Source organism: Sphingomonas aerolata, from assembly GCF_023935825.1.
Classification (GTDB): Bacteria; Pseudomonadota; Alphaproteobacteria; order Sphingomonadales; family Sphingomonadaceae; genus Sphingomonas; species Sphingomonas aerolata.
In genome coordinates, this window is sequence record NZ_CP098762.1 from 1,931,511 (window position 1) to 1,954,982 (window position 23,472).

A 23,472-nucleotide genomic window follows, 5' to 3' on the forward strand; every position below is an offset into this window, starting at 1 on the left:
CGACGCTCGCTCCAGATGCTCGTGCTGATGCTGCTCGTGGTGGTCCTCGTCCGCCATCTCGCCGCGACCAAGTCCGGCCCCAAGCCCGGCCCCGATGCTGCAAGCGACGCCTGAAGGAACCGCCATGTCCGCACTCACCAGTCTCTATCGCTCGCTCGCGCATCACCGACTGTTCGCCCTGCTCAACATCGGCGGTCTCGCACTGGGGATCGCGACGTTCCTCGTCTTGTTCCTCTTTGTCCGGTTCGAGACCGGGTACGACCGCGTATTGCCGCAGCAAGACCAATTGTGGGTGATGGAGGAGCGCTATGTAATGCCGGGCTATCCGGCGGACACCAATCCGAACACGATGGGCAGCGAACTCAAGATCCTGCAGGCGGATTACCCGCAGCTGGTCGGCACGCGCTACATGAACATGGCGGCGACGGTGCAGCAGGGCGGGCAGGCGACCGCTGAGGACTTGGGCACGGTCGACCCGAACTTCTTCGATCTCATGCGCTTTCCCGCGATCGAGGGGAATCCAGCGGCCACGCTCGCCGATCCGAACGGCCTGGTGGTCACGCAGAAAACCGCGCGGAAATATTTCGGGAGCCAGTCGGCGATCGGCCGGACGCTGCAACTGTCGATCGATGGGACGACCTATCCCTACAAGGTCGGGGCGGTGCTGCGCGACATGCCCGATGACGTCACCTTCAAGAGCGAGATGTTCGCGCAAATCTCACGGACTCGCTTCGGCAACGAATGGTGGGAGCATTGGGGCAGCGCGTCGCTGACCACGTTCCTGCGGTTTCCCAATGCGGTGGCAGCGCGGGCGTTCGAGGCGCAATTGCCAGCCTTTCTCGATCGCCACGCTTATGCCGGGGGCAATCTCAAGAAAGGCGAGTATTTCCAGTCGCTGAGGCCGCTCACCGCGATGCATCTGTATAGTCCCAGCGATCGTGCGATCGTCACGACGCTGGGTGCGGTCGGCTTGCTGACGCTGCTGATCGCGATCGTGAACTACGTCAACTTGGCGACCGCGCGTGCCGGGCTGCGTGCGCGCGAGGTGGCGATGCGCAAGGTGTTGGGCGGCACGCGGCGGTCGCTCGTCCGTCAGTTCCTGGGCGAGGCGCTGGCGACGGTCGCGGTGGCGGCGCTGATCGGGCTCGCGCTTGCCGAGATCGCGCTGCCTTTCATCAATGCGCTTGGCGGAACGACACTGGCGATCCGCTACGTCGGATGGGACGGCGTCGTCCTGCCGCTGGTCCTGCTGGTCCTGGGCATAGCACTGGTCGCGGGGCTGTATCCCGCGTTCGTACTATCGGGGTTTCGCCCCGCCGCGGTGCTCGCCTCGACGCGAGCACCTGGTGGTGGGCGTAGCGGGACCCGGCTGCGAAGCGCGTTGGTGGTCGTGCAGTTCGCGATCGCGATCGCATTCGCCATCGCTACCGGCGTCATGCTCAGCCAGACCGAGCATATTCGTGACGCCGATCTCGGGTTTCGTCGCGACGGTTTGATAATCGTCCGCTCGCTGATGACTGGCGGGATCGACTCCCCACAGCGCGCGGCGATCCTGCGCAGCCTCGCGGCGGCCCCCGGCGTCACCGGCGTCACCGTCGCCAACAATGCCCCGGGCGACCAGAGCACGACCAATTTCTCGGGATACAGCCGTGCAGGCGCGTCGGGCAGCAAGATATCGTTGATGGATGTCGGCACCGGTCGCGACTATTTCCGCGTGTACGGCGCACGTCTCGTCGCGGGGCGCCTGTTCAACGCCGCGCATGCCGACGACCGCGGCCTGTTGACGACGGCCGAACGCAAGCGGGCCGGGCCCAATGTGATGATCAACCGGACGGCGGTGACCGCATTGGGCTTCGCGTCGCCGGCCGCGGCACTGGGGCAGGCGATCAACGATGGCGAACGGGACTCGACGATTATCGGCATAGTCGACGACCTGCGCTTCAGGAGCCCGCGCGATGCCGTCACGCCGGTCGCCTACACCTACAACACCGTCGATATCCTCTCGCCGTTCGCGGGGGTACGCTATGCCGGCCGCGATGCGAAGACGATGATGGCGGCACTCGAGGCGGCGTGGAAGCGCGTCGTGCCGGGCGTTCCCTTCGAAGCGCGCTCGGTCGAGGACAATCTGTACCAGCGCTATTACAAGGCGGACGCGCAACGCTCTCGACTGTTCACGATCGGCGCGGTGCTGGCGGTCCTGATCGGCTGCATCGGGCTCTACGGCTTGGCGGCGTTCGACACCGCACGGCGGGTGAAGGAGATCGGCATCCGTAAGACGCTCGGCGCCTCGACCGCCGAGGTGTTGCGGCTGTTGATCGGGCAGTTCCTGCGACCCGTGATCCTCGCCAACCTCGTCGCGTGGCCGCTCGCCTATGTAGCGATGCAGCGCTGGCTCGGCGGGTTCGACGACCGGATCGCGCTGTCGCCGCTGTTCTTCGTCGGCGCCTCGCTTGCCGCGGTGCTGATCGCGAGCGGCACCGTCTTCGGCCAAGCGTGGCGTGTCGCCCGTGCCGAACCCGCCCGCGCGCTGCGCCACGAATAGGGGCCGATCGATGTCCTCAGCCTTCCTAACGTTGTACCGTTCGCTCACCCGGCATCGGCTCTACGCCATCCTCAACATCGGCGGGCTCGCGCTCGGAATCGCGGTGTTCCTGGTACTGATGTTGTTCGTCCGGTTCGAGACCAACTACGACCGCGTGCTGCCGGGATGGGAGCGGGTCTGGACGATCGAGCGCACGATCCAGTTTCCCGGCAACCCCGAGGTGCAGATCCCGTCTTCGCCTACACTTTCCGGTCAATTGGCGGCTGCGTTCCCCGATCTCGTCGCGGCGCGGATGACGCCCTACGACACCGCGACGGTGCTAACCGGGAATGCAAGCACCACGCACAAACTGGCCTTGGTCGACCGCGATTACTTTCGGATCTTTCCGTTTCCCGTCGTCGAGGGCGATACCGCGAGCACGATCGCTCGCCCGGATGGGATTGTCGTCACCCAAAGCGTCGCGAAGGGGTATTTCGGCAGGACAAGCGCTCTCGGGCGGACGCTGACGGTCGCGATTGACGGGAAGGCGCGTACCTACCGGGTCGGAGCGGTGATCGCCGACCTGCCGAAGAACCAGACGTACGCCAGTGTCCTGTTCGCGGCGATCCCGGCCGAACTCGGCGACGATTCCCGATCCAACAGCAATGGTGTCGTGACGTTTCTGGCTCTCCCTGACGCTGCGACGGCGGATCGGATCGGTGCATTCATGCGGCGCCATCCCGATCCCGGTTTCAATCCCGAAGCGCGTCAATTCTTGAAGGAAGGCATCGTGCCGCTCTCCGGGCGCCATCTTGCCGGCGACGGGGTCGGCACGGTCGTTGCCGTGCTGGGCGGGGTGGGGATCGTCGCGCTGTTGCTGGCGGTGGTCAATTACGTCAATCTCGCGACCGCGCGCGCAGGCCTCAGGGCGCGGGAAATCGCGATGCGCAAGGTCGTGGGTGCGACCCGGCGGATGCTGATCGGGCAATTGCTCGGCGAGGCACTCACCGCCGTGACGATAGCGGCGTTGATCGGGCTGGCGCTTGCCGAGATTGCACTGCCGTTCGTCAACGCGATCGGCGGCACCGATCTGTCCATTGTTTATTGGGAGGGTGCCTATTGGGGGTCGGGGTCTATCCTGCCGCCGATAGTGGCGATGACCGGGCTGGTGACGCTGTTCGCAGGGTTCTACCCGGCCTTCGTGATATCCCGGTTCCTGCCCGCGGGCGTGCTTGCCGCGGCCCGGACTCCCGGCGGTGATCGCGCGGGCGCACGACTGCGCAAGACACTGGTGGTCACCCAGTTCGGCATCGCCGTCGCGCTGATGATCGGGACGGCGGTGCTGTTCGCCCAGACCCGGCATGTCCAGCAGGCGGATATCGGCTTCGGGCGCGACGGCCTGATCATGATGAGCGGTTATGGCGATCCCGCGCTCGATCCGGGGCAACGTGCCCGGTTGGTCGATGCGATGGGCAAGACCCGCGGGGTTGCAGGCATCACGACGAGCGGCGTCGTGCCCGGCGGCGGTACGTTCGCGATCGCCAAAATGAAACGCCCCGGCGCGACAGGCGAGCCGCCTATGATCGTCCAGGCTACGGTCGGCGAGCATTTCTTCGACACCTACCGAGCCCGGCTGCTGGCAGGTCGAGCCTTCGATCCGGATCGTTTCGCACTGGACATCGGCAATGGCGGCGCCGGAAGCGGGTCCCTGGCGGGAAGAGTGGCGAACATCATGCTTAATCGTACTGCTGCTCGACGCTTGGGGTTCGCACGAGCCGGCGAAGCGATCGGCGAGATCGTTTCGCTCGACGGCGGCACGGTGAGGATCGTCGGTGTGATCGCCGATATGCGCTTCGGGACGCCGCGCGAGCCAGTCGAGGCGTTCGCCTATAGCTATCGGCCTGGCGGTGGCTATCGCGCCATCGTGGTGATCCGTACCTCGGCCGATGCCGCAACCGTCCTGGGGCGGCTGGAAACGACGTGGCGCCGCATCGCGCCGGCGGTTCCACCAGCAGCCACGACGGTCGACCAGAAACTGTACGACTCCTATTACCGCCAGGACGTGCAGCGGTCGCGGTTGTTTACAGCCGGTGCGGTGCTAGCGGTAGCGATCGGGTGCCTCGGGCTCTACGGTCTGGCAGCGTTCGATACCATGCGGCGGGTCAAGGAGATCGGTATCCGCAAGGTGCTGGGAGCTTCGACCAGCGACGTGATGCGGCTGCTGCTGGTCCAGTTCCTCAAGCCGGTCCTCCTGGCGAACGTGATCGGGTGGCCGATCGCGTGGTTCGCGATGTCGCATTGGCTGAGCGCGTTCGACGACCGTATCGACCTTTCACCCTACTATTTCGTCGGTGCCAGCGTGCTGGCGCTTGTCATCGCGGCGGCGACGGTTGCCAGCCAGGCATGGCGCGTCGCACGGGCCGAACCCGCGCGCGCGCTGCGCCAGTTCTAGGAGGCTGAGGCAGGCGGGTTTGCTGCCCGGTGCGCAATGGCATGCCCAATTAGCCGACCACCGTGACGCCAACGGTCCGATTAAGGTAAGCGACTGGACGAGGTGTAGGTCGAATGTGTCAAGCTCAGCGCAGCGTGAAGATGAATGAGTGTCTGAAGTTGAGAAGGCGGTAGGACACCTTGAATGTCGGCATATGGGTCATATCAGCCCCGCGCTGCCGGGCAGCTCCGCCCACAGCCGGACGTTGCGGTGGGAAATCTGCAATTCCCAAAGCGGACATCCGTTCATCACGATGATGCCGTCTCGACCGCCGTTATCGGTCCCCAGCAATCGTGCGTTTCCGTCGCGCATAAGTTTAGCATTTAGTGCCTGAGCTATCGGCCGAAATGCGCGCCAAATCCTCAAGCAGTTCAATGTAGCTTCGGGCTAAACAATCATTTTAGAACAACGAGATCGCTCTTTTTGGATGCCCTAACTTCCGCGCACTCTGTGAAATCGACGATGCCGCTGCCCTCGTAAGGCGTTCCGGGTAGGCAGAGCAACCGGCCGGACCAATTGTAGCAAGTTGTCGCACTTTGATGCACATAGTAGAGCGCGAGCGGCTTGGCGTAATTGCCTATTGCTGCTTCAGGCGGGGCATACGCAGTTGCGGGGATGCTAACTATTCACGAGCGGGAGGATATACTAGGCATCCAGGCGTTAAAGGGTGCTTGGCGGATCCAACGCGTTGCTATCCATTTAACACCGCCTGAAATTGGCAAACCAGCATGACGCGCTAGCGGATCTGGAGCCCCGTCTGCTCCGATGCTTGTGAATGCGATAATATCTCCAGCACGGGGAGTTATGCGGAGATTAGCGGAAGGAAACTCCGTCTCACCTCCACCGAAACCGTCATTCAAGTACGCGATCGCTGTTACAGTCCTTTGATTAGTTGCACCCGGCAGCGCGTCAGAATGCAATTTGTATTCTTGGCCAGCCGCGTACTTCAATATCTGCAAGGGTTCACCGTTCTGTAACGGTGTCTGCGTCAGCGCAGCAAAACGACGGTTTAATGCAGCCACTGGCAGCGTTTCCTGGGCCGGGCCTATCGTCGCGCTGACAGATGTACGGATAGGATGCGGAATCGCCCGATGTGTCACGGGATCAATGACGACGGAGGGTTCCAGAAGAGGATGCCCTGCACCTGCGATGTGGAGGCATTCAGCTTGGGTCAGTGCGCCGCGGAACCGAACCACATATGGAGATCGACAAAGCACCTCTGCTGGGGGCAGGTGCCGCGGATAGCCGTTCGCATCCAGCTTCATCGCATGGATGATCTCGATGTGCTGGTTCGCAACCGGATCTGTTTTCGCTGCGGTCTCCAATAAACCGACTGCGCGGCGCCAGTCACACGGCCCGCCCGTGCCATTGGCTGTCAAAGCCGCTTCGAGAAGAGCCGCATCAACATGCCCGATCTCTACCGTCCGGCGCAACGCCGCGCGCGCACGCGATAGATCACGCGGTATCAGGTCGCCTCGTAGTAGCCACGTGGACAGCTCGGCCATAGCAGAAGCATCGCCGAGCTGACCGGCCTTTTCGAACGTCGCGATGGCCCGCTCAGGTTGGCCGTTTTTGGCAAAGCGAAGAGCCGACGCGAATATATCGGCATGCGTCATATTGTCACCAGTCAGTGAGGGGCGGGGAAACTCCCGCCCCTCATAGTTATCAGAACGTTGCTCGGACGCCGGTGAAGAAGCTCCGCCCAATGACTTCGTAGATGGCGCTACCTGCCCCAGTCGCAGTCGTGCCCAACGGAGGCTTACGGTTCCCCAGATTGTCGATACCTACGAACCACTCCATGCCCTTGCGGTTTGTCGTATCCGAGCCGAGTTGCACCGAGGCGCGCACATTGTGGTACACGACGTCTGGATAGCGCCGGATGTCGTTTACATCGACGTTCTGCGCCGGATTGCCGTTGATCGGGTAAAGGTTGGCATAGGCCGTCGTAAACATCGGTCCGATGTAATGCGCGCCATAACCTACGGTGAACTGTCCAAGTGTCAGATCGGCGTTGAACGTGAACTCGTCCTTAGGATCGCCCAGCTGACCGAGAATACGCGTTTCAAAGTCTGGTCGCGTCGGGTCTGTGCACAGCGCCAGCACGCCCACGCTGACGAGGCTGGCGGTTTTCAAGCGGGCAGTCGGCCGGGCGCGAATCGAGAAGGCGCCGGCGTCGGCGCCATACAGAACAGTCATGGAGAGCCCCCTTCAGGTGATCGGGTGCCGTCCAGATATCCCCTCGTTTATGTTTTCGCTGGTTCCTGCCTGTTGGACTCGATGGCCGGGTATCCCGGTCCTGTTCCGACCCGGAGACTATCAGATGCCGCCTGCCGCTTCCTCGCAATCTGACGAAGAAATCTATGTTACTTTTGCGGAATCGGTGAGGTTCTGGGCAACCATTGATGGTTTACGGCGTGCTGGATATTATTAAGTTGTGATATCGGCGCGCTGAACGTTACCTTTGATCGTTGACCGCCGCCGGTGCGACCGAGCGCTGCGCGACCTCGCGCATCAGGAAGCTGCTGCGGATCCGGGCGACATGCGGCAGCATCGACAGTTCGCGGCGATAGACACGGTCGTAGTCCTCGAACGACCGGACATGCACGATCATGATGAAGTCGACCTCGCCCGACACGAAGCTGCAGAACGACATCGACGGACACAGGATCACCGCGGATTCGAATTCGTTCAGCACATGTTCGGCCTGCGAACTGAGCTCGATCGAGACCATCGCGGTAATGCTGAACCCCAGCTTCGCCATGTTCAGCTTCGCGGTGTAGCCCGCGACGACGCCGTTTTCCTCCAGGATCTTGCGACGCCGCGCGGTCGCGGTGCTCGAAAGATGAATGCGCTCGCCGAGCATCACGTCGGATGCGCGGCCATCGCGGATCAATTCGCGCAGAAGCCGGTAATCGGTAGGATCGACAAGATTGTTTTCGGTTTCGTGCATCATTCACCCCGATTATTGCCGAATTTCGTCACCCAGGCTTCGAAACTGCGCAATATCGCCGGATACCGCAACCTGGATCATGCTAGTTTGCTGCATGGCAGCAATTGGGGGACGAGGCGATGCGCAGGATCATCTGGGGTACGACGGTCGGGCTGGTGGCCGCAGCGAGCGGGGGCGGACCCGTCGCGGCGCAGCAGGTCGCGCGGGCGGCGACGCAGGCGGCGCTGCTGCCGGTGAGGGCGTTGCCAGCCGAGGGGCGGATCCTCGTCACGTTGCCCGCCGCCGATGCGGACGGAGCGTCGGGACGGTTCCTCTACGCGACCTCGCTCCGGACGGGTATCGGCTCGGCCAATCTGCGGCTCGACCGCGGGATGCTGGGGCCCGAACACATCGTCGCGTTCCGGCGGATCGGCAAGAAGGTCGCGGTGACGTTCGAAAACCACCAGTTCCGCGCGAGCGGTGACGACGGCGTCGCGGCAGGCGGGCGCACCAGCTTCCCGACAAGCATCATGGCGATGCTCGACATCGTCGCGACCGAAGCCGATGGCGGCGTGACGGTCGACATCGCCCCGTTCCTGACGCGCGACACGGTGGGGATCGCCCAGTCATTGAACGCGAGCTGGGCGATGGCCGGCGCGGGCGGCGGATCGGCGGCGGGCAAGGGGTTCCGCCTGATCGATGCGCTCAGCGTCGCGGATGCCGGGTCGGTCAAGGTCTTCCCCGACAATATCGAGGTCGATGCGCTGCAGACCTATCAGACCGATACGCCGGGCCGCGAGGTGGAACGCATCGCCGCGGAGCCGCGGCAGATCGGTTTCACCGTCCACCACAGCTTCGTCCGGCTGCCTGCGCCCGGCTTCGTCTCGCGCAAGTTCGACATCCGGTCGGCGGCGGGGGGTAACCAATATTACGACTATGGGACGCCGCTGGGCGAGGATGTCGTCCAGCAGTCCGCCAACCGGTTCCGGCTGGAAAAGGTCGATCCGGCCGCCGCCCGTTCCCGCGTCAAGAAGCCGATCATCTTCTACATCGACCGCGCCGCGCCCGAGCCGATCCGCGCCGCGTTGCTGGAGGGCGTCAATTACTGGGCGACGGCGTTCGACAAGGCCGGGCTGATCGACGCGTTCCGGGCGGAGATCCTGCCCGCCGGCGCCGATCCGCTCGACGTGCGGTACAGCATGGTCAACTGGTCGAACCGGCTGACGCGCGGCTGGTCCTATGGCGGCGGCATCGTCGATCCGCGGACCGGCGAGATCATCAAGGGCAATGTCGTGATCGGCGCGCTGCGCGTGCGGCAGGACATGGCGATTTTCGAGGGGCTGGTCGGCGCCGCGCAGACCAACAGCGGCAGCGGCAATGATCCGGTCAGGGCGTCGCTCGACAGGATCCGCCAGCTCGGCGCGCATGAGGTCGGCCATGCGATCGGCTTCATGCACAATTTCGCGGGCAGCACGCAGGACCGGACGACGGTGATGGATTACCCCGGACCGCGCATCAAGCTGACCGATGGCCGCATCGACCTGTCGGACGCCTATGCGAAGGGCGGGGGGGTGTGGGACGACTTCACCGTCGACTGGCTGTATGCCGATGCCGCACCCGGTACCAATCCGGACGTGGCCGCGCGGGCCAAGGCGCTCGCGATCCAGGCGAAGGGCGTCCGCTTCATCACCGACATCGACGGCCGCGCGTCGGATACGCCGAGCCCCTGGGGCAGCATGTGGGATGACGGCCCCGATCCGGTCGCCTCGCTCAACCACATGATGGCGGTTCGCCGCATCGCGATCGCGCAGTTCGGTCCCGGCGTGTTGCGCAGTGGCGAGGCGCTGTCCGATCTGCGGCGCAAGTTCGTGCCGGTATGGCTGCTGCATCGCTATGATATCGACGCGGTGGGCAAGCTGGTCGGCGGGATCGACTATGCCTATGCGGTCGCGGGCGACAATCATCCGGCCGCCGCGCCGGTCGCCGCCGGCACGCAGGACGCGGCGATCGCCGCCTTGCTCTCGACGCTTTCGACCGATGCGCTGACCGTGCCCGCGACGCTGGTGATGCCGCTGTCGTCGCCGATGAACGGACGCAGCGACGTGCAGTTCGATCAGGAGGTGTTCCGCAATGCGGGCGCCGCCGCGTTCGACCCGCTGGTCGCAGCCGATGTCGCCGCGCAGGTTACTCTGGATTCGCTGCTGGCGCCGGCGCGGCTGGCGCGGGTGTACGAACAGCATCGCCGCGACCCGGGAATGCCCGGCGTCGACACGCTGCTCGACCGGCTGATCGCCGCCACCGTCACGGCACGGCGTGACGCGGTTGGTCGCCGGGTGGCCTATCGGACGATCATGACGCTGGCCGCCACGGCCCGCGACGATGCGACGTCGCCCGACGTCGCGGCGCTGCTCGGCGATCGGCTGCGCGGGATCGCGACGCGACTGGCCAAGGCCGGCAGCGACGAGGATGGCGCCTGGAGCCGGCACGTCGCGCTGCTCCTGACCGACGAGGACCGGCTGACGCGCGAACTCGACAAGCGCCGCGCGGTGCCGACGATTCCGCCAGGCATGCCGATCGGTGGCGATACGGGCTGGTTCGACGACTAAGCGATCCGATCATGCCGGATTGAGATGAACGAATGTCGGAAGTCGGGAGGTGAAACGAACGCTTTGGACGACCGCTTGCGGGTCTGGCGGGAAGCATGGGCCGGTACTCCCGCGCCCCGTAGCCGACGTTCTTAGCTAAGCTCCCTCCAGCGGCTCGAGCCTCCATCTGGCAGCAAGCATCGCCTGCAAGAGATCGACGTAGCGCCAACCGTTGGCGCGGGCGGCGATCGCCGAGAGGCAATCCTGATCTTCGCGGCCCGCGCGGCCCGGCCCCGTCATGTTGGGTTTCATATTCAGGTCGAACAATTTGAACAGACCATCACGATCGGCCCGGCAATCGATCCGGATCGCGGTGCGCGCGTCGACCAGCGCGGCTGCCGAGACGCAGCTGTCGATCATCGCCACAATGGCCGGATCGAGTAGTCGCTCCGGGGCGATTGCGATGCTGTTGGCGGTGACCGGAACGTCGCCATTATAAGGTGCTACGCCGGCGCGCTGATCGAAGCGGTACACGGGCGGCAGGGCCCAGTGCGTTGGTGCCCACGAACCATCCGGGCGCGGGGACGCGGGCGGCATGAGGGTGACGGTCATCTCGTCACCATCGAGAAATTCTTCCACCATCAGCATGTCGCCGAAGGTGGCGGCTGCGATCAACGCAGTCGCCGCATCGCGCAGCTCACTGAGGCTCTCTACTAGGGTTACGCCCTGACTACCACGGCCACGCACCGGCTTGACGATCATCGGAAAGGACATGCCGCGGGACGCGCACGCGTGCTCGACATCGGCGAGCGCGCAGACGTTCTCCTTCGCCGTGCCAGACAGCAGAAACGATCGTGCTACCGGCAGGCCAGCTTTGGCAAGAAGGTGGTTGGTCTCGAACTTGTCGTCGAACGCCTGCATCGCCGCAGGAAGCTGCCCGACGATGTCGAAGTCGACCATCGCCGTCTCGAGCGGATGCCCTTCGAACAAGACCGTGTTCGCCCACAGGACCGATGCGCCGGCCGCGCCTGCGCTACGGATGCCCTCGGCCGTGTCCGGGAATACCCAGTCGAGTGCCTTTGAAGGGTCTGGCGCGGAGGCGGGTGTGACAACATCCACCCCAGCCGTCCGCAAGGCGAAAGCAATGTCGGCGCCGCCATCTGAATATCCGCCCGGCTTCGCGTCCTTTCGCAGTCCGTCGATCAGCGGTGGTGCAAGCGCTTGGTAGAGAAGGGCGACCGGTGCTGTTGTCATGAATAATCTCCTGCGCACCGCGCCTTAGCCCGGAGCGGCGCGCGCGTGAAAGGGGGCATCGATTGCGGTCATGCGGCAGTGATGCCTCATGCATCGGCTTGACCCTGACCGTCGCGCCATTTGCGCTGGGGTACCCGGATGGATCGGACCGGCTAACACCCGGCTATCCGCTCGACGATGGTCTTGATCGCATCGCGCTTTAGGGGGGCGCGATCGATCGAATTGTGGATGCCGATACCCTCGATCAGCGCGTCGAGCGCGCGCGCCGTGAGCGGGTCGAAGAAGCGGCCCAAGGCGCCTCGGCTGCTGTCCATCCAATGTTGCATGACCGCGCTGACCGGTGGGTGCCGGGCCGCGAAGGCGTAGAGTTCGTAGCTCAATAACAACGTGCGCGGTTCCGCCCAGACCTGGTTCGCGATGATGTCGATGACTGCCGTACACGCCTCTGCGCGGTCCGTCGCGGACGCCAGGCGCGCGCGGAACGCCGCAGAGGATTCCGCCGCCAGTTGCAGGAAGGCCGCCGTGAGCAGGTCCTCCAGCGTCGCAAAATAATAGGTGACCGAGCCGAGCGGCACCTGCGCCGCCTCGGCGATGCGGCGATGAGTCGTTGCCGCGGTTCCAAGATCGGCAATAACTCCTAGCGTCGCATCGACGATGCGCTGCCGCCGTGTCGGATCGTTGCGCCGGGACTGTTGGGTCATCGCCTCTTTACCTCGATCTCGGCATGTGTACATATGTACATAACATTGAGGGTGATTGGAAGGCAGCGGCTATGATGGAGGATCGGGTGAGCAGGCGAGCGGTGATCGGTGGTGCTGCGGCGCTGACGATCGCGGGAAATGCCGGCGTCGCGACCGCGCAGGGCCCGGCTACACCGGCGCTTGGGCGCCGTGACGGTCGCTGGCTGAATGCGCCCAAGGCCTGGAAGGCCGCACCCGGCGGAGACCTTACGCTCGTCACCGACAAGGGCAGCGATTTCTGGCGCGAGACGCATTACGGCTTCACCCGTGACAGCGGTCATTTTCTCGGCTTCACCGCGCCTGCCGCGTTCACCGCCCAATTGCGCATTCGCGGCCAGTATCAGAAACTCTACGATCAGGCCGGCATCATGGTGCGGGTCGACGAACGGCGCTGGGTCAAGGCGGGGATCGAATTGTCCGACGGGCGCGCCATGCTGAGCAGCGTGCTGACCGATGGCAAGTCCGACTGGGCGACCGGCCCCTACGAGCATGACGCGCAGGATTTCTGGATGCGCGCGACGGTCGCCAAGGGCGTTCTGCGGTTGCAGGTCTCAGCGGACGGCAAGACGTGGCCTTTGGTCAGACTGGCACCCTTTCCGATCGCCCCCGCCTATCAGGTTGGACCGATGGCCTGCACGCCGGAACGTGCCGGACTGGAAGTGCACTTCTCGGACCTGAGCATCACAGCCCCGTTGGGCAAGGACCTCCACGACCTGAGTTGATCGCGCGCCGCTGGGTGGCTCGACCGCTATAATCGCGCATCGACAGCGATCGTGATCGCGAAAAAGGCCTGCCCGCCTGAACGGTGCGTGACAACCATCGGTGCCGGTGACACCTCGGTCCTCCCGTGGCCATCGCCGATCCAACAGTCGCGGGCGCAATAGTGAAGTACAGACTTGACCAAAAGGCTCCTGAAAGTTAGTGAAGTCAAAGCTTCACTGAGGGGCGAGTCGATGACCATCACACACGATACCTTCGAAATCCGCAAAACCTGCGATGCCGCTCCGCCCGCGATTTTCGGCGCTTTCGCTTTTCAGGACCGCAAGAGCAGGTGGTACGCCGCCAGTCCCGGACACGAGCCACTGTCCTACAGCTTCGACTTTCGTCCGGGCGGTGAGGAGAAGCTCACCGCCAGGATGCTGCCAGGCACTCCTATCGCGGGAAAGCAGCTGTGCTGGACCTCAACCTATGCTGAGATCGTCGATAACGCTCGGATCGTGTTCTTCCAAACGCTCGACGTCGATCAGGCCCGCGTATCTGCTGCCGTGGTCACCGTGGAAATTGCGCCGCTCGACGACAAGAGCGAGGTCTTGCTGACGCACCAGGCGGTCTATTTCGAAGGCGCCGACGGCCCGGCAATGCGCCGGATGGGGTGGGACTTCCTGCTCGACACGATGGCTTCGGAACTGCAGCCCGCATGATGCAGCCTGCCGAAGAGTCTGTCCGCTCGCCGAGGGTCGACCTTCTGTTTCATGCGCTCAGTGACGCCAATCGCCGTCGGATGGTGAGTCATCTTGCGGAGCGGCCCGCGAGCGTTTCGGAACTCGCTGCGGTACTGGCGATCAGCAAGACGGCAATAGGCCAGCACCTCGCCGTGCTTGAGGAAGCCAAGCTCGCCCGCTCGACCAAGCTTGGACGGGTGCGCACCTGTCAATTCGATCCTGCCGGGCTCGCGCCGTTGCAGGATTGGATCGACTATCACCGTCAGGAATGGAACGAGCGGCTGAACCGCCTTGATGATTTGATCAGTGGCATCGTTTCCAACAAAGACTGCGCCTGAACGTCGGCTTCTGCCTAGAGCTGTCGTTCGGGTTATCACCGCGAATGGCGGCTTCGTCCCAAACCAAGCCGCTCGGATCGGCGCTTTTGCGACATGAACGAGCGGCCGAAGTTGAGAAGCCGAAAGAGCCCGCGAACGTCCGCAACTGGGTCTTCGCGGTCTCTAAGCCGCCCGACAGTTTTCTCCTCCGTCGTCGCCTCTATCGTCGTCTGACTATAATCTGAGTTTTCTTGCTCAAATGCATTCGCTGCCGATTCCCACAGACATCCATGGATCAGCCTTCAGCGCATTTGAAACCCTGAGTGTCGATCCTGCCTAGTTGGCCACTACATCCGGCCCGAGCCACGCGGCGCGAAACGCGAGTTGTTGGGCGGTTGGTTTAACCCCTGCGGTTTCGTAGCGGACCACCTCGACGGTGGGGTCGGCGAGGAACGTCAGCGTGGCGCGGCGGTCGAGGCCGCGTTGGCGGTAGGTGATGTCGGCGGTCTGGCCGGGTTTGTAACGGCCAAGCGCCGCAGCCGCGTCAGCATCGCTGGTGATCACCGTCCCGCCTAGGCTGACGATCTGGTCGCCGTTGTCGAGGCCGGCGGGGTAGAGCGGAGTATCGGGGGCGGGCGCGCCGTCGATGCGGACGTCGGTGCCGGTAGTCTTGAGGCGGACGTTGCCGAGCCACGCGGCGGTCGGGTTGGCGGGACGGAGCTTCAGACCCGCCTGGTCGAGCAGGGGAGCATAGTCGGGGAGCGCCTCGGCATCGACCGAGGTCCTGAAGAAGGCGTCCGCGAAGGCGGGATCCTTCGTCACCTCGCCCAGCGCGCGAGAAAGGTCGGCGCGGGTATAGGGGCGCTCGGGCTTGCCGAAGGTCTGCCACAGGTGGCGCATAAACGTGTCGAGCGTGATGCCCGGGTAACGCTGGCGCAATGTCAGGTCGAGGGCGAGCGCGAGGCCGGCGCCATAGGTGTAGTAAGACACGAAGATGTTGGGGTTCGTCGCGTCGATCGACTTTGCCGCATCGACGAACGGCGCCCGCAGGCTCATTTCCTGCGGACCGCCGTAACGGCGGGCGGTGCCAGTGGTTAGCGCGTTGACGGTAGAGCCGACCCCGCGCAGATACGCGTCGATCGCGGATTCGCCCGCTCGGCGGATCATCAGCGGCCCGTAATATTGGGTGAACCCTTCCGCAAGCCAGAGCGACGGGGTCGGGTTGGCGCGGGTGAAGTCGAACGGTTCGAGCTCGGCAGGGCGGATGCGCTCGACGTTCCAGCTGTGGAAGAATTCATGGCTGAGTGTGTCGATCTGCGCAAAATTCGCCGCGGTGAACGAACGCGGCTGCGATATGATCGTCGAGTTGCGATGCTCCATGCCGTCGCCGCTGATCTGCGGCACATAGTCGGCGATGAAGGTGTAGGTGCCGAAGTCGTAGGCGGGGTGTTCGCCCCACATCGCTATGTGCTGCGCGACGACCTTTTTGGCGCTGGCGGCGAAGCGATCGAGGTCGGCGGGCGAGCCGTCGTGATGGACCGCGAGCCGGATAGTGGCGCGCGTCGGTCCCTCTTCGACCTGCCATTCGCGCAGATCGAAATTGGACAGCTCGGTTGGGCTGTCCATGAAATATTGGAAGTTGGGCGCGGCGAAGGTGTAGGGGTCGCCGGTCGGCTGGAGCTGGGTCGCGACCTTCCACTTGGTGTCGAAGGGCACGAACCGGACGCTGATCGGGCGCGCGTCTTGCCCGACCGCCCACAAAAAGGTCGCGGGCATATTAAGATGCGCGTGGGTCGCGTCGATCTGCGCATATGTGCCGTCTCCGTGATCGCCGAACAGCGTGTAGGTGACGCTTACCGTCCCGTCGTGCCCGGAAATCGTCCAGCCATAGGGGTCGGTCCGCGTCATCGCGAGCGCGCGACCGCGGCCATCCTTGGCGGCGAGCGAATAGACGTTCTTGGCGAATTCGTGGATCGCGTAGCGGCCGGGTGAGGAGCGCGACATCTGGACGCGCAAGGGGGCCGGTCCGAGGTCGCGCCAGGTGACGGTCACCTGTGCCTCATGATGGACCGCGTTGGGGAAAGCGATCTCGTACCGGGTCACCGCTGGCGCCTTGGTCTGTGCAATCGCGGGGCCGGCGAGCAACGCCAGCGTGGCGGTGCAGGTCGCGAAAATCGTCTTCATGGCTGGTCCCCCGGATCGTCTATCGGCACCTAGGATCGATCGACATTCACCTTGTCAATGCTCCCGCCAGCCGAGGAGGAACGGCGGCAAAGACCTAAAGCCGAGATTATCGCGTAACTGTGTGACGGATATGAACGAGCGTCCGGAGTTGCGAGACGCTGAAAGCTGTCGGACCGACCGGTCTTGGGGGCGAATCTGACTTGGGAGCAAACTGGGGAAAGAGCCTCAACTTTGGTTGGTTACATCAAGGCGTTAGGGTGGTCTCTTGAGTATAGTTATGCAGAAACAGATCAGATCCGGCCAAGGCGGCAGGCGTCGGATACACACGCATCATTGAGCCTGCCCAGTAGCGCAAGCGAACATGGCGCTCTCATTCAAGTCGAGAGCTACGCCATATCACGCCGGTTCTCCCGAGTCCGAACATGGCCACGTGACAGGGCTGCTGCATCGTTCACGCCGGCGAGCATCAACGTGCGCTCGAACTCTTCTGTCAACAACGTCAGAGCGCGATCGACGCCTGCTTCTCCGCCGGCCGCGAGGCCGTACAGATAGGGGCGCCCGATCGAACAGGCGGTTGCCCCGAGCGCCAACGCCTTCGCCACGTCCGAGCCGCGTCGGATGCCGCCGTCGCAGATGACGTCCGGCCCACCGCCAACCGCGTCGCGTACCGCTGCGATCTGGTCGATCGGGGCGGGCGCTCCATCGAGCTGGCGTCCGCCGTGGTTCGATACCATCACGCCGGTCGCGCCCGACGCGATCGAACGTCGCGCGTCCTCGGGTGTCATCACGCCCTTGATCGCGAGCGGCCCGTTCCACTCGCGTGCGAGCCATTCGACGTCGCGCCAACCGACCGACCGATCGAACTGGCCGCCGATATAATCGAACAGGCTCATCGGTCCCGACGCGAGCGCGTCGATCCTGTGGCTCACGTTCGCGAGATCGAACTTGGACCCTGTCAGCGCAGGCAGCGACCATGACGGATGCCGCGCGAAACTCAGTAACGACTTCAGCGTCAGCTTGGGCGGCAGGGACAGTCCGCTACGTCTGTCTCGCTCGCGGTTGCCGGCGACCGGCGTGTCGACGGTCAGCGCCAGCCCGTGAAAGCCTGCATCCCGGCAACGCGCGACGAACTCTGCGGTCAGACCGCGGTCCTTGAAGATATAGATCTGGAAAACCTTCGGTCCGGCGAATGCCTGGGCAAGGTCTTCCAGCCGCGTCGTTCCCATCGTCGACAGACTGTACACTATGCCGTGACGCGCAGCAGCCCGAGCGACGGCCAGTTCGGCATGGCCGTGGAACATCCGGGTGAGCCCCGTCGGCGCCAGCATCAGTGGCCAGCGCGATGGTTGTCCGAACAGCGTCGTGCCGGTCCGGACTGCAGAAACGTCGTTCAGTATGTCCGGCACCAGCTCGTAGTTTGAAAATGCGGTGACGTTTCGGCGCAGCGACACTTCGTCGTCGGCGCCACCGTCAATATAGTCGAAGATCGGTCGCGGTAACCGTTTGCGTGCCATGAGGCGCAGGTCAGCAACATTGTTCGCCCGGTGAAGCTGCCTCATGGCCGTGCCCGCGTCTTTATCGCCAACAGCTGCGCACCCTGATTCACCATCACTCTCCCACGTCTTGGCCCCTCGCCGATGTCCGGGATGGCAAGCACGGCGAGCAGACGTGATCCCGACGCGTCGTCCCCGTGATCCGGATATCAGAAGAGCTGTCGCAGTCTGCGCGCATTCGGGGCAGGCGACGAAACCAATTACTGTGCAAGGCCGCTGCACGACTGTGCGCACCGAAGGCATTTGGAGCGCACGGCCCTGTTCTGGGATACCACTGCGAAGCGTCGACTACAGGCAGGGAAACGAGCGCGTGGGGATACATCATCGGATGGTCGGCAGCGTAGCAAGGCTGGTATGGCGGATCAGCCGGCCGCGCACGATCGGTGTCCGCGCTGTGTTGCTGGGTCCGGACGAGAGGGTCGCGTTGGTGCGGCATACCTATGTCGATCAATGGTATCTTCCGGGCGGCGGCGTGAAAAAGGGCGAAAGTATCGCCGCCGCGCTTGTGCGGGAGCTTGCCGAGGAGGTGGCGATTGCGGACCCGGTTATCGAGCGGGTGCTGGGCGTCTATCACAGTCGCCGAGAGAGCAAGGACGATCATATCGTGATCTTTATCGTGCGAACGGCAGCAAGCAGAATCCTGGGTTGTGCTGATCTGCAAGAGATCGAACAGGCTGACTGGTTCCCGGGGGACGAGCTGCCTGAAACTACATCCCCGGCGACCCGACGGCGCATCGCCGAATACCGGCAGGGGGCGACTGGAACTGGAGCCTGGTAACGCGGGCGGGTGCTGGCCCGCCGTACGGCACGATCAAAACAACGATTGGCATAGCCTGAGTTCGAGACGGGCGTCCCGCGGCTGCTACCTTTGCCTCCGACCGCTGCTGCGGATCGGAAGGAGAGAATATCGTGAGCGAACCTATGGTCTCCACCGCCGACGGTATCGTGCAGGGAAACGCTGCGGGCGGTGTTCTACGGTTCCTCGGCGTGCCTTACGCCGCGGCGCCGGTGGGTGCGAACCGGTTCGCGCCGCCACAACCGGTCACGCCGTGGCCCGGGGTGCGCGACGCGACGGTGGCCGGACCCAACGCGCCGCAGCGGACCAAGGCATTTCCCGGCCTCGATATCGTACCGCTGATCGGCAAAGGCTGGGTGTCGGGCGATGAATATCTGACGGCGAATATCTGGCGCCCCGATGACGACCGGACCGGCTTGCCGGTGATGGTGTTCATCCACGGCGGCGGCTTCGTGATCGGCAGCAAGGATGCGCCCGTGCAGGACGGCGGCACCTTCGCGCGCGACGGCGTGATCTGCGTCGCGATCAACTATCGGATGGGGGTGGACGGCTTCCTGCCGATCCCGGGCGTGCCGACCAACCTCGGACTCCGCGACATGATCGCGGCGTTGACGTGGGTACGGGACGGCATAACCCAGTTCGGCGGCGATCCGGGCAACGTCACGGTGTTCGGCGAATCCGCCGGCGCGATGGCGATCGCTGACCTGATGGCATCCCCGCTTTCAAGGGGATTGTTCCGGCGCGCGATCGTTCAGAGCGGGCATGGCGGGATGACGCGCTCGGTGCCGGTGATGCAGCGTCTGGTGAAGAAGCTGGCGAAGATCCTGAAGATCACTCCCGACGTCAGTGGTTTTGGCAGCGTGCCGTACGATGCGCTGATCGACGCGGTAGAGGCGGTATCCGCGCCGACCGCACGGATCGATCTGCGCGATGAGGGCGGGCACGAACCAGTGTTCGGGATCAGCCGCTTCGTCCCCGTCCACGGCGACGACGTGCTGCCGCAGCGTCCGCTCGATGCGCTAGCGAACGGTGCGGGCGCGCAAGTCGACCTGTTGATCGGCACCAACGCGGAAGAGATGAACCTGTACCTCGTCCCGACCGGCGTGCGGGACAAGATCGGGCGGCTGCTGGCAACCTATGTCCTCCACAAGTCGCAACCGCATGCCCGCAAGCTATTGAAGGCATATGGTATCGGGACGAAGGGCAGGAAGCCCGGCCAGGCGCTGACCGACGCGATGAACGACCTCGTCTTTCGCTGGCCCGCGCGCAGGTTTGCTGAGGCGCACCAAGGGCGCACGCACATGTACGAGTTCGACTGGCGTTCGCCGATGTTCGGCGGCCAACTCGGTGCGTCGCACGGGATGGAGTTGCCGTTCGTGTTCGATACGCTGGCGACCGCAACCGGCGAGCAGGGCTTGTGCGGACCCAACCCGCCGCAAGACCTCGCCAACCGGATCCACGCGCTGTGGATCCGCTTCGCAACGGACGGCAGCCTGCCTTGGGCCGAGTTCGATGCCGAGACTCGCCAGGTCTATTCGCTGGTCCGGCAGGAGGCGCGGCATGAGCCCGTCATGCCCGCCGCACCCTATCTGCCGTGAAGGACCGGTCATGTATCTCGAACGACTAAAGCTTACCGGCCGTCGTGCCGTCGTGACGGGTGGCGCGGCGGGGATCGGTCTCGCCTGTGCCGAGGCGTTAGCCGAAATGGGCGCACACGTGACGTTAGCCGACCGCGACGCGACGGCGATCGCGGCGGGGCGAGCTGCGCTTGCGGACAAGGGCCATGCGGTCGACGGCCATGTGATGGACGTGACGAACGCTGCACAGGTCACCGCCCTGGCCGATCAGCTCGGGGCGATCGACATTCTCGTCAACAATGCCGGCATCGCGCGGAGCGAGACCGCCGCTGAGGACGTCGCCGACGAGCATTGGCTGAACGTGCTCGACGTCAATCTCAACGGCACCTTCTGGTGTGCACGCGCCTTTGGACGGCACATGCTGGCGGCAGGGAAGGGAGCGATCGTTAATGTCGGTTCGATGAGCGGCTTCATCGTCAACCGGCCGCAACCGCAAAGCTATTACAACGCATCCAAAGCCGCGGTGCATCAGCTCACCAAGAGCCTCGCGGCCGAATGGGCGCCGCGCGGTGTGCGCGTGAACGCCGTCGCGCCGACCTATATCAACACCGTCCTCAACAGCTTCGCGGACCGCGAGGGGGAGATGTACAAGCGTTGGATCGACGGTACGCCGCAGGGGCGCCTGGGGGAACCTGAAGAAGTGGCGGCGATCGTCGCCTTTCTTGCCTCGGACGCGGCCAGTCTGATGACCGGCAGCATCGTGCTCGCCGATGGCGGCTATAGCTGCTGGTAGCGTACCGATCGGCGAAGTACGCGAGCCGGGCGGCACAGTCGACAACCTTTCAGACAGGTCAGCTATCAGATAGCTTGGAGCCTAGAAGTAGCCGGCGATGGATCGGCGCTCTGAGGGGATGAGGATCCAATGCGCTTCAAGACATTGCTCGCCGGAGGATGCGCCGTCGCCGCGCTCGTCACCACGCCGGTATCCGCGCAAGACGCCGTCGATCAGGCAAAGGCGACACCTCCCGCACGCTCCGACGACATCATCGTCACCGCACGTCAGCGCCAGGAATCGTTGAAGGATGTGCCGATCGCGGTGACGGCGATCTCCGGCGACCGACTGAAGGAGTTGCAGGTCAATACGGTGAAGGACATCGCGTCGTACACGCCGGGCCTCAACATCAACTCCGACAGCGTCGGCCGCGCATTCGTGTCGATCCGCGGTATCGGTACGACGCTGATCGACACGGTGCAGCCCGGCGTCGGCATTTTCATTGACGGCGTCTATCAGCCGAACACATCATATCTGAACTCTCCGATCGTCGACGTCGCGCGGATCGAGGTGTTGCGCGGGCCGCAGGGAACGCTGTTCGGCAACAACACGCTGGGCGGTGCGATCAACGTCATCACGCGCCAGCCGGGTAACGAGTGGGAGGGGCGGTTCGACGCCGCGATCGCCGGTACGGACAACTACGCCTCGGTCTCGGGGTCGGTCAGCGGGCCGATCGTCCGCGACCTGCTCCAGTTCCGGATCGGCGCGTCCTATCACGAGCAGGACGGCTTCATGCGCAACACGCTGACGATCGGCGACATGAACCCGTTGAAGCAGCAGAGCGTCGGTGGCACGCTCCGCTTCACGCCCGCCGACTGGGCGGTGTTCACCGTCAACGGCAATTACGACCGGGCCGCAGGCGGCAGCACGTCGTACATCCATGTCGCCGGGCCGACCGATTACCGGCTCGATGGCGCGACCAACGTGCTGAACCGGGCGGTGATCGATTATTACGGCGCGAACCTGAAGGGCGAGTTCGACGTCGCATCGCTCAAGACCAAGATCACCGCAATCGGGGCGTACAACCAGAAGAATCTCTCCGGGGTCAATGACGGCGATTTCGGTGCGGTCGACCTGCTCCGTACCCGCGGTGGTTCGACCCTGAAGACCAAGACGGCCGAATTGCGCTTCGATACGCAGTGGAGCGATGCGTTTTCGACGCTCATCGGGCTGTATGGCAACCGTTACACGCAGGTGAGTGATCAGCTGACGACGATCGATTTCCGCGCGCTGCTGGGCCCGACCTTCCCGCTGCCCGCCTCGACCACGCCCTCGTCGACCTATGTCCGCAACGACACGCGCGCGATCTTCGCGACCGCTTTCCTGAAAGTGGGCACGCTCGATCTCGCGGTCGGTGGGCGCTACGATCACCAGAAGCTGGTCGCGAGCCAGGTCAACGGCGTGACGCCCTATACCGCGCCGGTCTATAAGAAGGACCAGTTCCAACCCCGCGTCACGCTGACCCAGCATTGGACGCCGGCGGTGATGAGCTATGCCTCGGTCGCCAAGGGAATCCGCGGCGGTGGCCAGAACGGTCCGGGTACGCGGCCGCAGGACGCAACGTACAAGGGCGACAATGTCTGGACCTATGAGCTGGGCACGAAGTTCGATGCATTCGACCGCCGCCTGACGATCAACGCGGACATATTCTACAACGACTACAAGGACTTCATCGGTCAGAACTCGCTGGCGCCGAGTGCCACGGGCGGGTTCGTCGCGATCAACCTGAACACCGGCACCGTCAAGAGTTACGGCGCCGAACTGGAAGCGCACCTCCGCCTTACCGATCATTGGCGGATCGATGCCGGCGCCTCCTATCTCCATGCCCGCATCACCGACGACAGCCAGTATTTCGCGACCACCGGCGTCCATGTATCAAGCGACCGTGTGATCTTCACGCCCGACTACAACTTCAACTTCAATACGACCTACACCGTCCCGGTCGGCGATAACGCGGTGTTGCTGGACGCGGGGATCTTCGGGAAGGGCAGCCGGATCGGGTCGTCGCTCGACCCCGATGTCGCGCCCAGACTATCGGCCTATGCTATCACGAACGCCTCGCTCGGCTTCCGCTTCTCCAGTGGTCTGACGGTGACCGCGTTCGGCACCAACCTGTTCAATACCAAATTCATCGAAAGCTATATCGACAAGTCGGCGTTGGTGCGGGCCGGGCTTGCGCCGCTGGCGTCGAACCTCGCCATCCAGGGCGACCGCCGCCGATACGGCGTGCGGGCGAGCTTCCGGTTCTAGG

18 protein-coding genes are annotated in these 23,472 nt (G+C 64.1%); 10 read left to right on the top strand and 8 right to left on the bottom strand.

What is annotated here, in order from left to right; translation table 11 throughout:
- Positions 1 to 124: 124 nt before the first annotated feature.
- Together NEF64_RS08955 and NEF64_RS08960 are read left to right on the top strand one after the other, a co-directional pair.
- Positions 125 to 2,542, top strand: coding sequence for an ABC transporter permease (locus NEF64_RS08955; protein WP_252574863.1), 2,418 nt, complete (start codon positions 125 to 127; stop codon positions 2,540 to 2,542).
- A 10-nt stretch (positions 2,543 to 2,552) separates the two neighbouring features.
- Complete coding sequence (locus tag NEF64_RS08960; RefSeq protein WP_252574865.1) at positions 2,553 to 4,973, top strand: ABC transporter permease; 2,421 nt, start codon at positions 2,553 to 2,555, stop codon at positions 4,971 to 4,973.
- 198 nt (positions 4,974 to 5,171) lie between these two features.
- Here the strand turns inward: NEF64_RS08960 and NEF64_RS08965 are convergent, their stop codons facing one another.
- The 4 genes from NEF64_RS08965 to NEF64_RS08980 all read right to left on the bottom strand — a co-directional run bounded on the left by NEF64_RS08965 (position 5,172) and on the right by NEF64_RS08980 (position 7,965).
- Positions 5,172 to 5,324 carry a hypothetical protein gene (locus tag NEF64_RS08965; protein ID WP_252574867.1) on the bottom strand — a complete coding sequence of 51 codons (153 nt, stop codon included), beginning with the start codon at positions 5,322 to 5,324 and terminating at the stop codon, positions 5,172 to 5,174.
- Positions 5,325 to 5,638: 314 nt separating this feature from the next.
- The gene (locus NEF64_RS08970) at positions 5,639 to 6,628 is read right to left on the bottom strand and encodes a 2OG-Fe(II) oxygenase (RefSeq protein ID WP_252574869.1); all 990 of its coding nucleotides are present in this window, start codon (positions 6,626 to 6,628) and stop codon (positions 5,639 to 5,641) included.
- 49 nt (positions 6,629 to 6,677) lie between these two features.
- Positions 6,678 to 7,208: a hypothetical protein gene (locus NEF64_RS08975; protein ID WP_252574871.1), complete on the bottom strand. Its 531-nt coding sequence runs from the start codon at positions 7,206 to 7,208 to the stop codon at positions 6,678 to 6,680.
- A gap of 259 nt (positions 7,209 to 7,467) precedes the next feature.
- Positions 7,468 to 7,965: an Lrp/AsnC family transcriptional regulator gene (locus tag NEF64_RS08980; protein WP_320466417.1), complete on the bottom strand. Its 498-nt coding sequence runs from the start codon at positions 7,963 to 7,965 to the stop codon at positions 7,468 to 7,470.
- A gap of 116 nt (positions 7,966 to 8,081) precedes the next feature.
- Between NEF64_RS08980 and NEF64_RS08985 the strand changes: the two genes are divergently transcribed.
- Positions 8,082 to 10,547 carry a zinc-dependent metalloprotease gene (locus tag NEF64_RS08985; RefSeq protein ID WP_056409914.1) on the top strand — a complete coding sequence of 822 codons (2,466 nt, stop codon included), beginning with the start codon at positions 8,082 to 8,084 and terminating at the stop codon, positions 10,545 to 10,547.
- A 135-nt stretch (positions 10,548 to 10,682) separates the two neighbouring features.
- Here the strand turns inward: NEF64_RS08985 and NEF64_RS08990 are convergent, their stop codons facing one another.
- Together NEF64_RS08990 and NEF64_RS08995 are read right to left on the bottom strand one after the other, a co-directional pair.
- Positions 10,683 to 11,780, bottom strand: coding sequence for an ATP-binding protein (locus NEF64_RS08990; protein ID WP_252574873.1), 1,098 nt, complete (start codon positions 11,778 to 11,780; stop codon positions 10,683 to 10,685).
- A gap of 152 nt (positions 11,781 to 11,932) precedes the next feature.
- Positions 11,933 to 12,481 (bottom strand): TetR/AcrR family transcriptional regulator, encoded by a 549-nt coding sequence (locus NEF64_RS08995; protein WP_056409909.1) that lies wholly within the window; start codon positions 12,479 to 12,481, stop codon positions 11,933 to 11,935.
- A gap of 86 nt (positions 12,482 to 12,567) precedes the next feature.
- Between NEF64_RS08995 and NEF64_RS09000 the strand changes: the two genes are divergently transcribed.
- From NEF64_RS09000 to NEF64_RS09010, 3 genes are all read left to right on the top strand, one after another.
- Entirely contained in the window at positions 12,568 to 13,242 is a 675-nt protein-coding gene (locus NEF64_RS09000) for a DUF1349 domain-containing protein (protein WP_200912237.1), read from the top strand.
- Between the two features lie 231 nt (positions 13,243 to 13,473).
- Positions 13,474 to 13,941: an SRPBCC domain-containing protein gene (locus NEF64_RS09005; protein ID WP_156360527.1), complete on the top strand. Its 468-nt coding sequence runs from the start codon at positions 13,474 to 13,476 to the stop codon at positions 13,939 to 13,941.
- Positions 13,938 to 14,300, top strand: a complete 363-nt coding sequence (locus NEF64_RS09010; protein ID WP_197984667.1) for an ArsR/SmtB family transcription factor — start codon at positions 13,938 to 13,940, stop codon at positions 14,298 to 14,300. The genes NEF64_RS09005 and NEF64_RS09010 overlap by 4 nt, the downstream gene beginning before the upstream one ends.
- Positions 14,301 to 14,615: 315 nt before the next feature.
- Here NEF64_RS09010 and NEF64_RS09015 read toward each other — a convergent pair whose 3' ends face one another.
- Together NEF64_RS09015 and NEF64_RS09020 are read right to left on the bottom strand one after the other, a co-directional pair.
- Positions 14,616 to 16,463 (bottom strand): M61 family metallopeptidase, encoded by a 1,848-nt coding sequence (locus NEF64_RS09015; protein WP_056409901.1) that lies wholly within the window; start codon positions 16,461 to 16,463, stop codon positions 14,616 to 14,618.
- A gap of 386 nt (positions 16,464 to 16,849) precedes the next feature.
- Positions 16,850 to 17,977, bottom strand: coding sequence for an alpha-hydroxy acid oxidase (locus tag NEF64_RS09020; protein WP_252574875.1), 1,128 nt, complete (start codon positions 17,975 to 17,977; stop codon positions 16,850 to 16,852).
- Positions 17,978 to 18,344: 367 nt separating this feature from the next.
- On the opposite strand from NEF64_RS09020, the gene NEF64_RS09025 reads away from it, so the two are divergent.
- The 4 genes from NEF64_RS09025 to NEF64_RS09040 all read left to right on the top strand — a co-directional run bounded on the left by NEF64_RS09025 (position 18,345) and on the right by NEF64_RS09040 (position 23,471).
- Complete coding sequence (locus NEF64_RS09025; RefSeq protein ID WP_235516578.1) at positions 18,345 to 18,794, top strand: NUDIX domain-containing protein; 450 nt, start codon at positions 18,345 to 18,347, stop codon at positions 18,792 to 18,794.
- 131 nt (positions 18,795 to 18,925) lie between these two features.
- Positions 18,926 to 20,410, top strand: coding sequence for a carboxylesterase/lipase family protein (locus tag NEF64_RS09030; RefSeq protein ID WP_082447109.1), 1,485 nt, complete (start codon positions 18,926 to 18,928; stop codon positions 20,408 to 20,410).
- A gap of 10 nt (positions 20,411 to 20,420) precedes the next feature.
- The gene (locus tag NEF64_RS09035; RefSeq protein WP_056409893.1) at positions 20,421 to 21,182 is read left to right on the top strand and encodes an SDR family NAD(P)-dependent oxidoreductase; all 762 of its coding nucleotides are present in this window, start codon (positions 20,421 to 20,423) and stop codon (positions 21,180 to 21,182) included.
- Positions 21,183 to 21,311: 129 nt separating this feature from the next.
- Complete coding sequence (locus tag NEF64_RS09040; protein ID WP_056409891.1) at positions 21,312 to 23,471, top strand: TonB-dependent receptor; 2,160 nt, start codon at positions 21,312 to 21,314, stop codon at positions 23,469 to 23,471.
- Position 23,472: the final 1 nt, after the last annotated feature.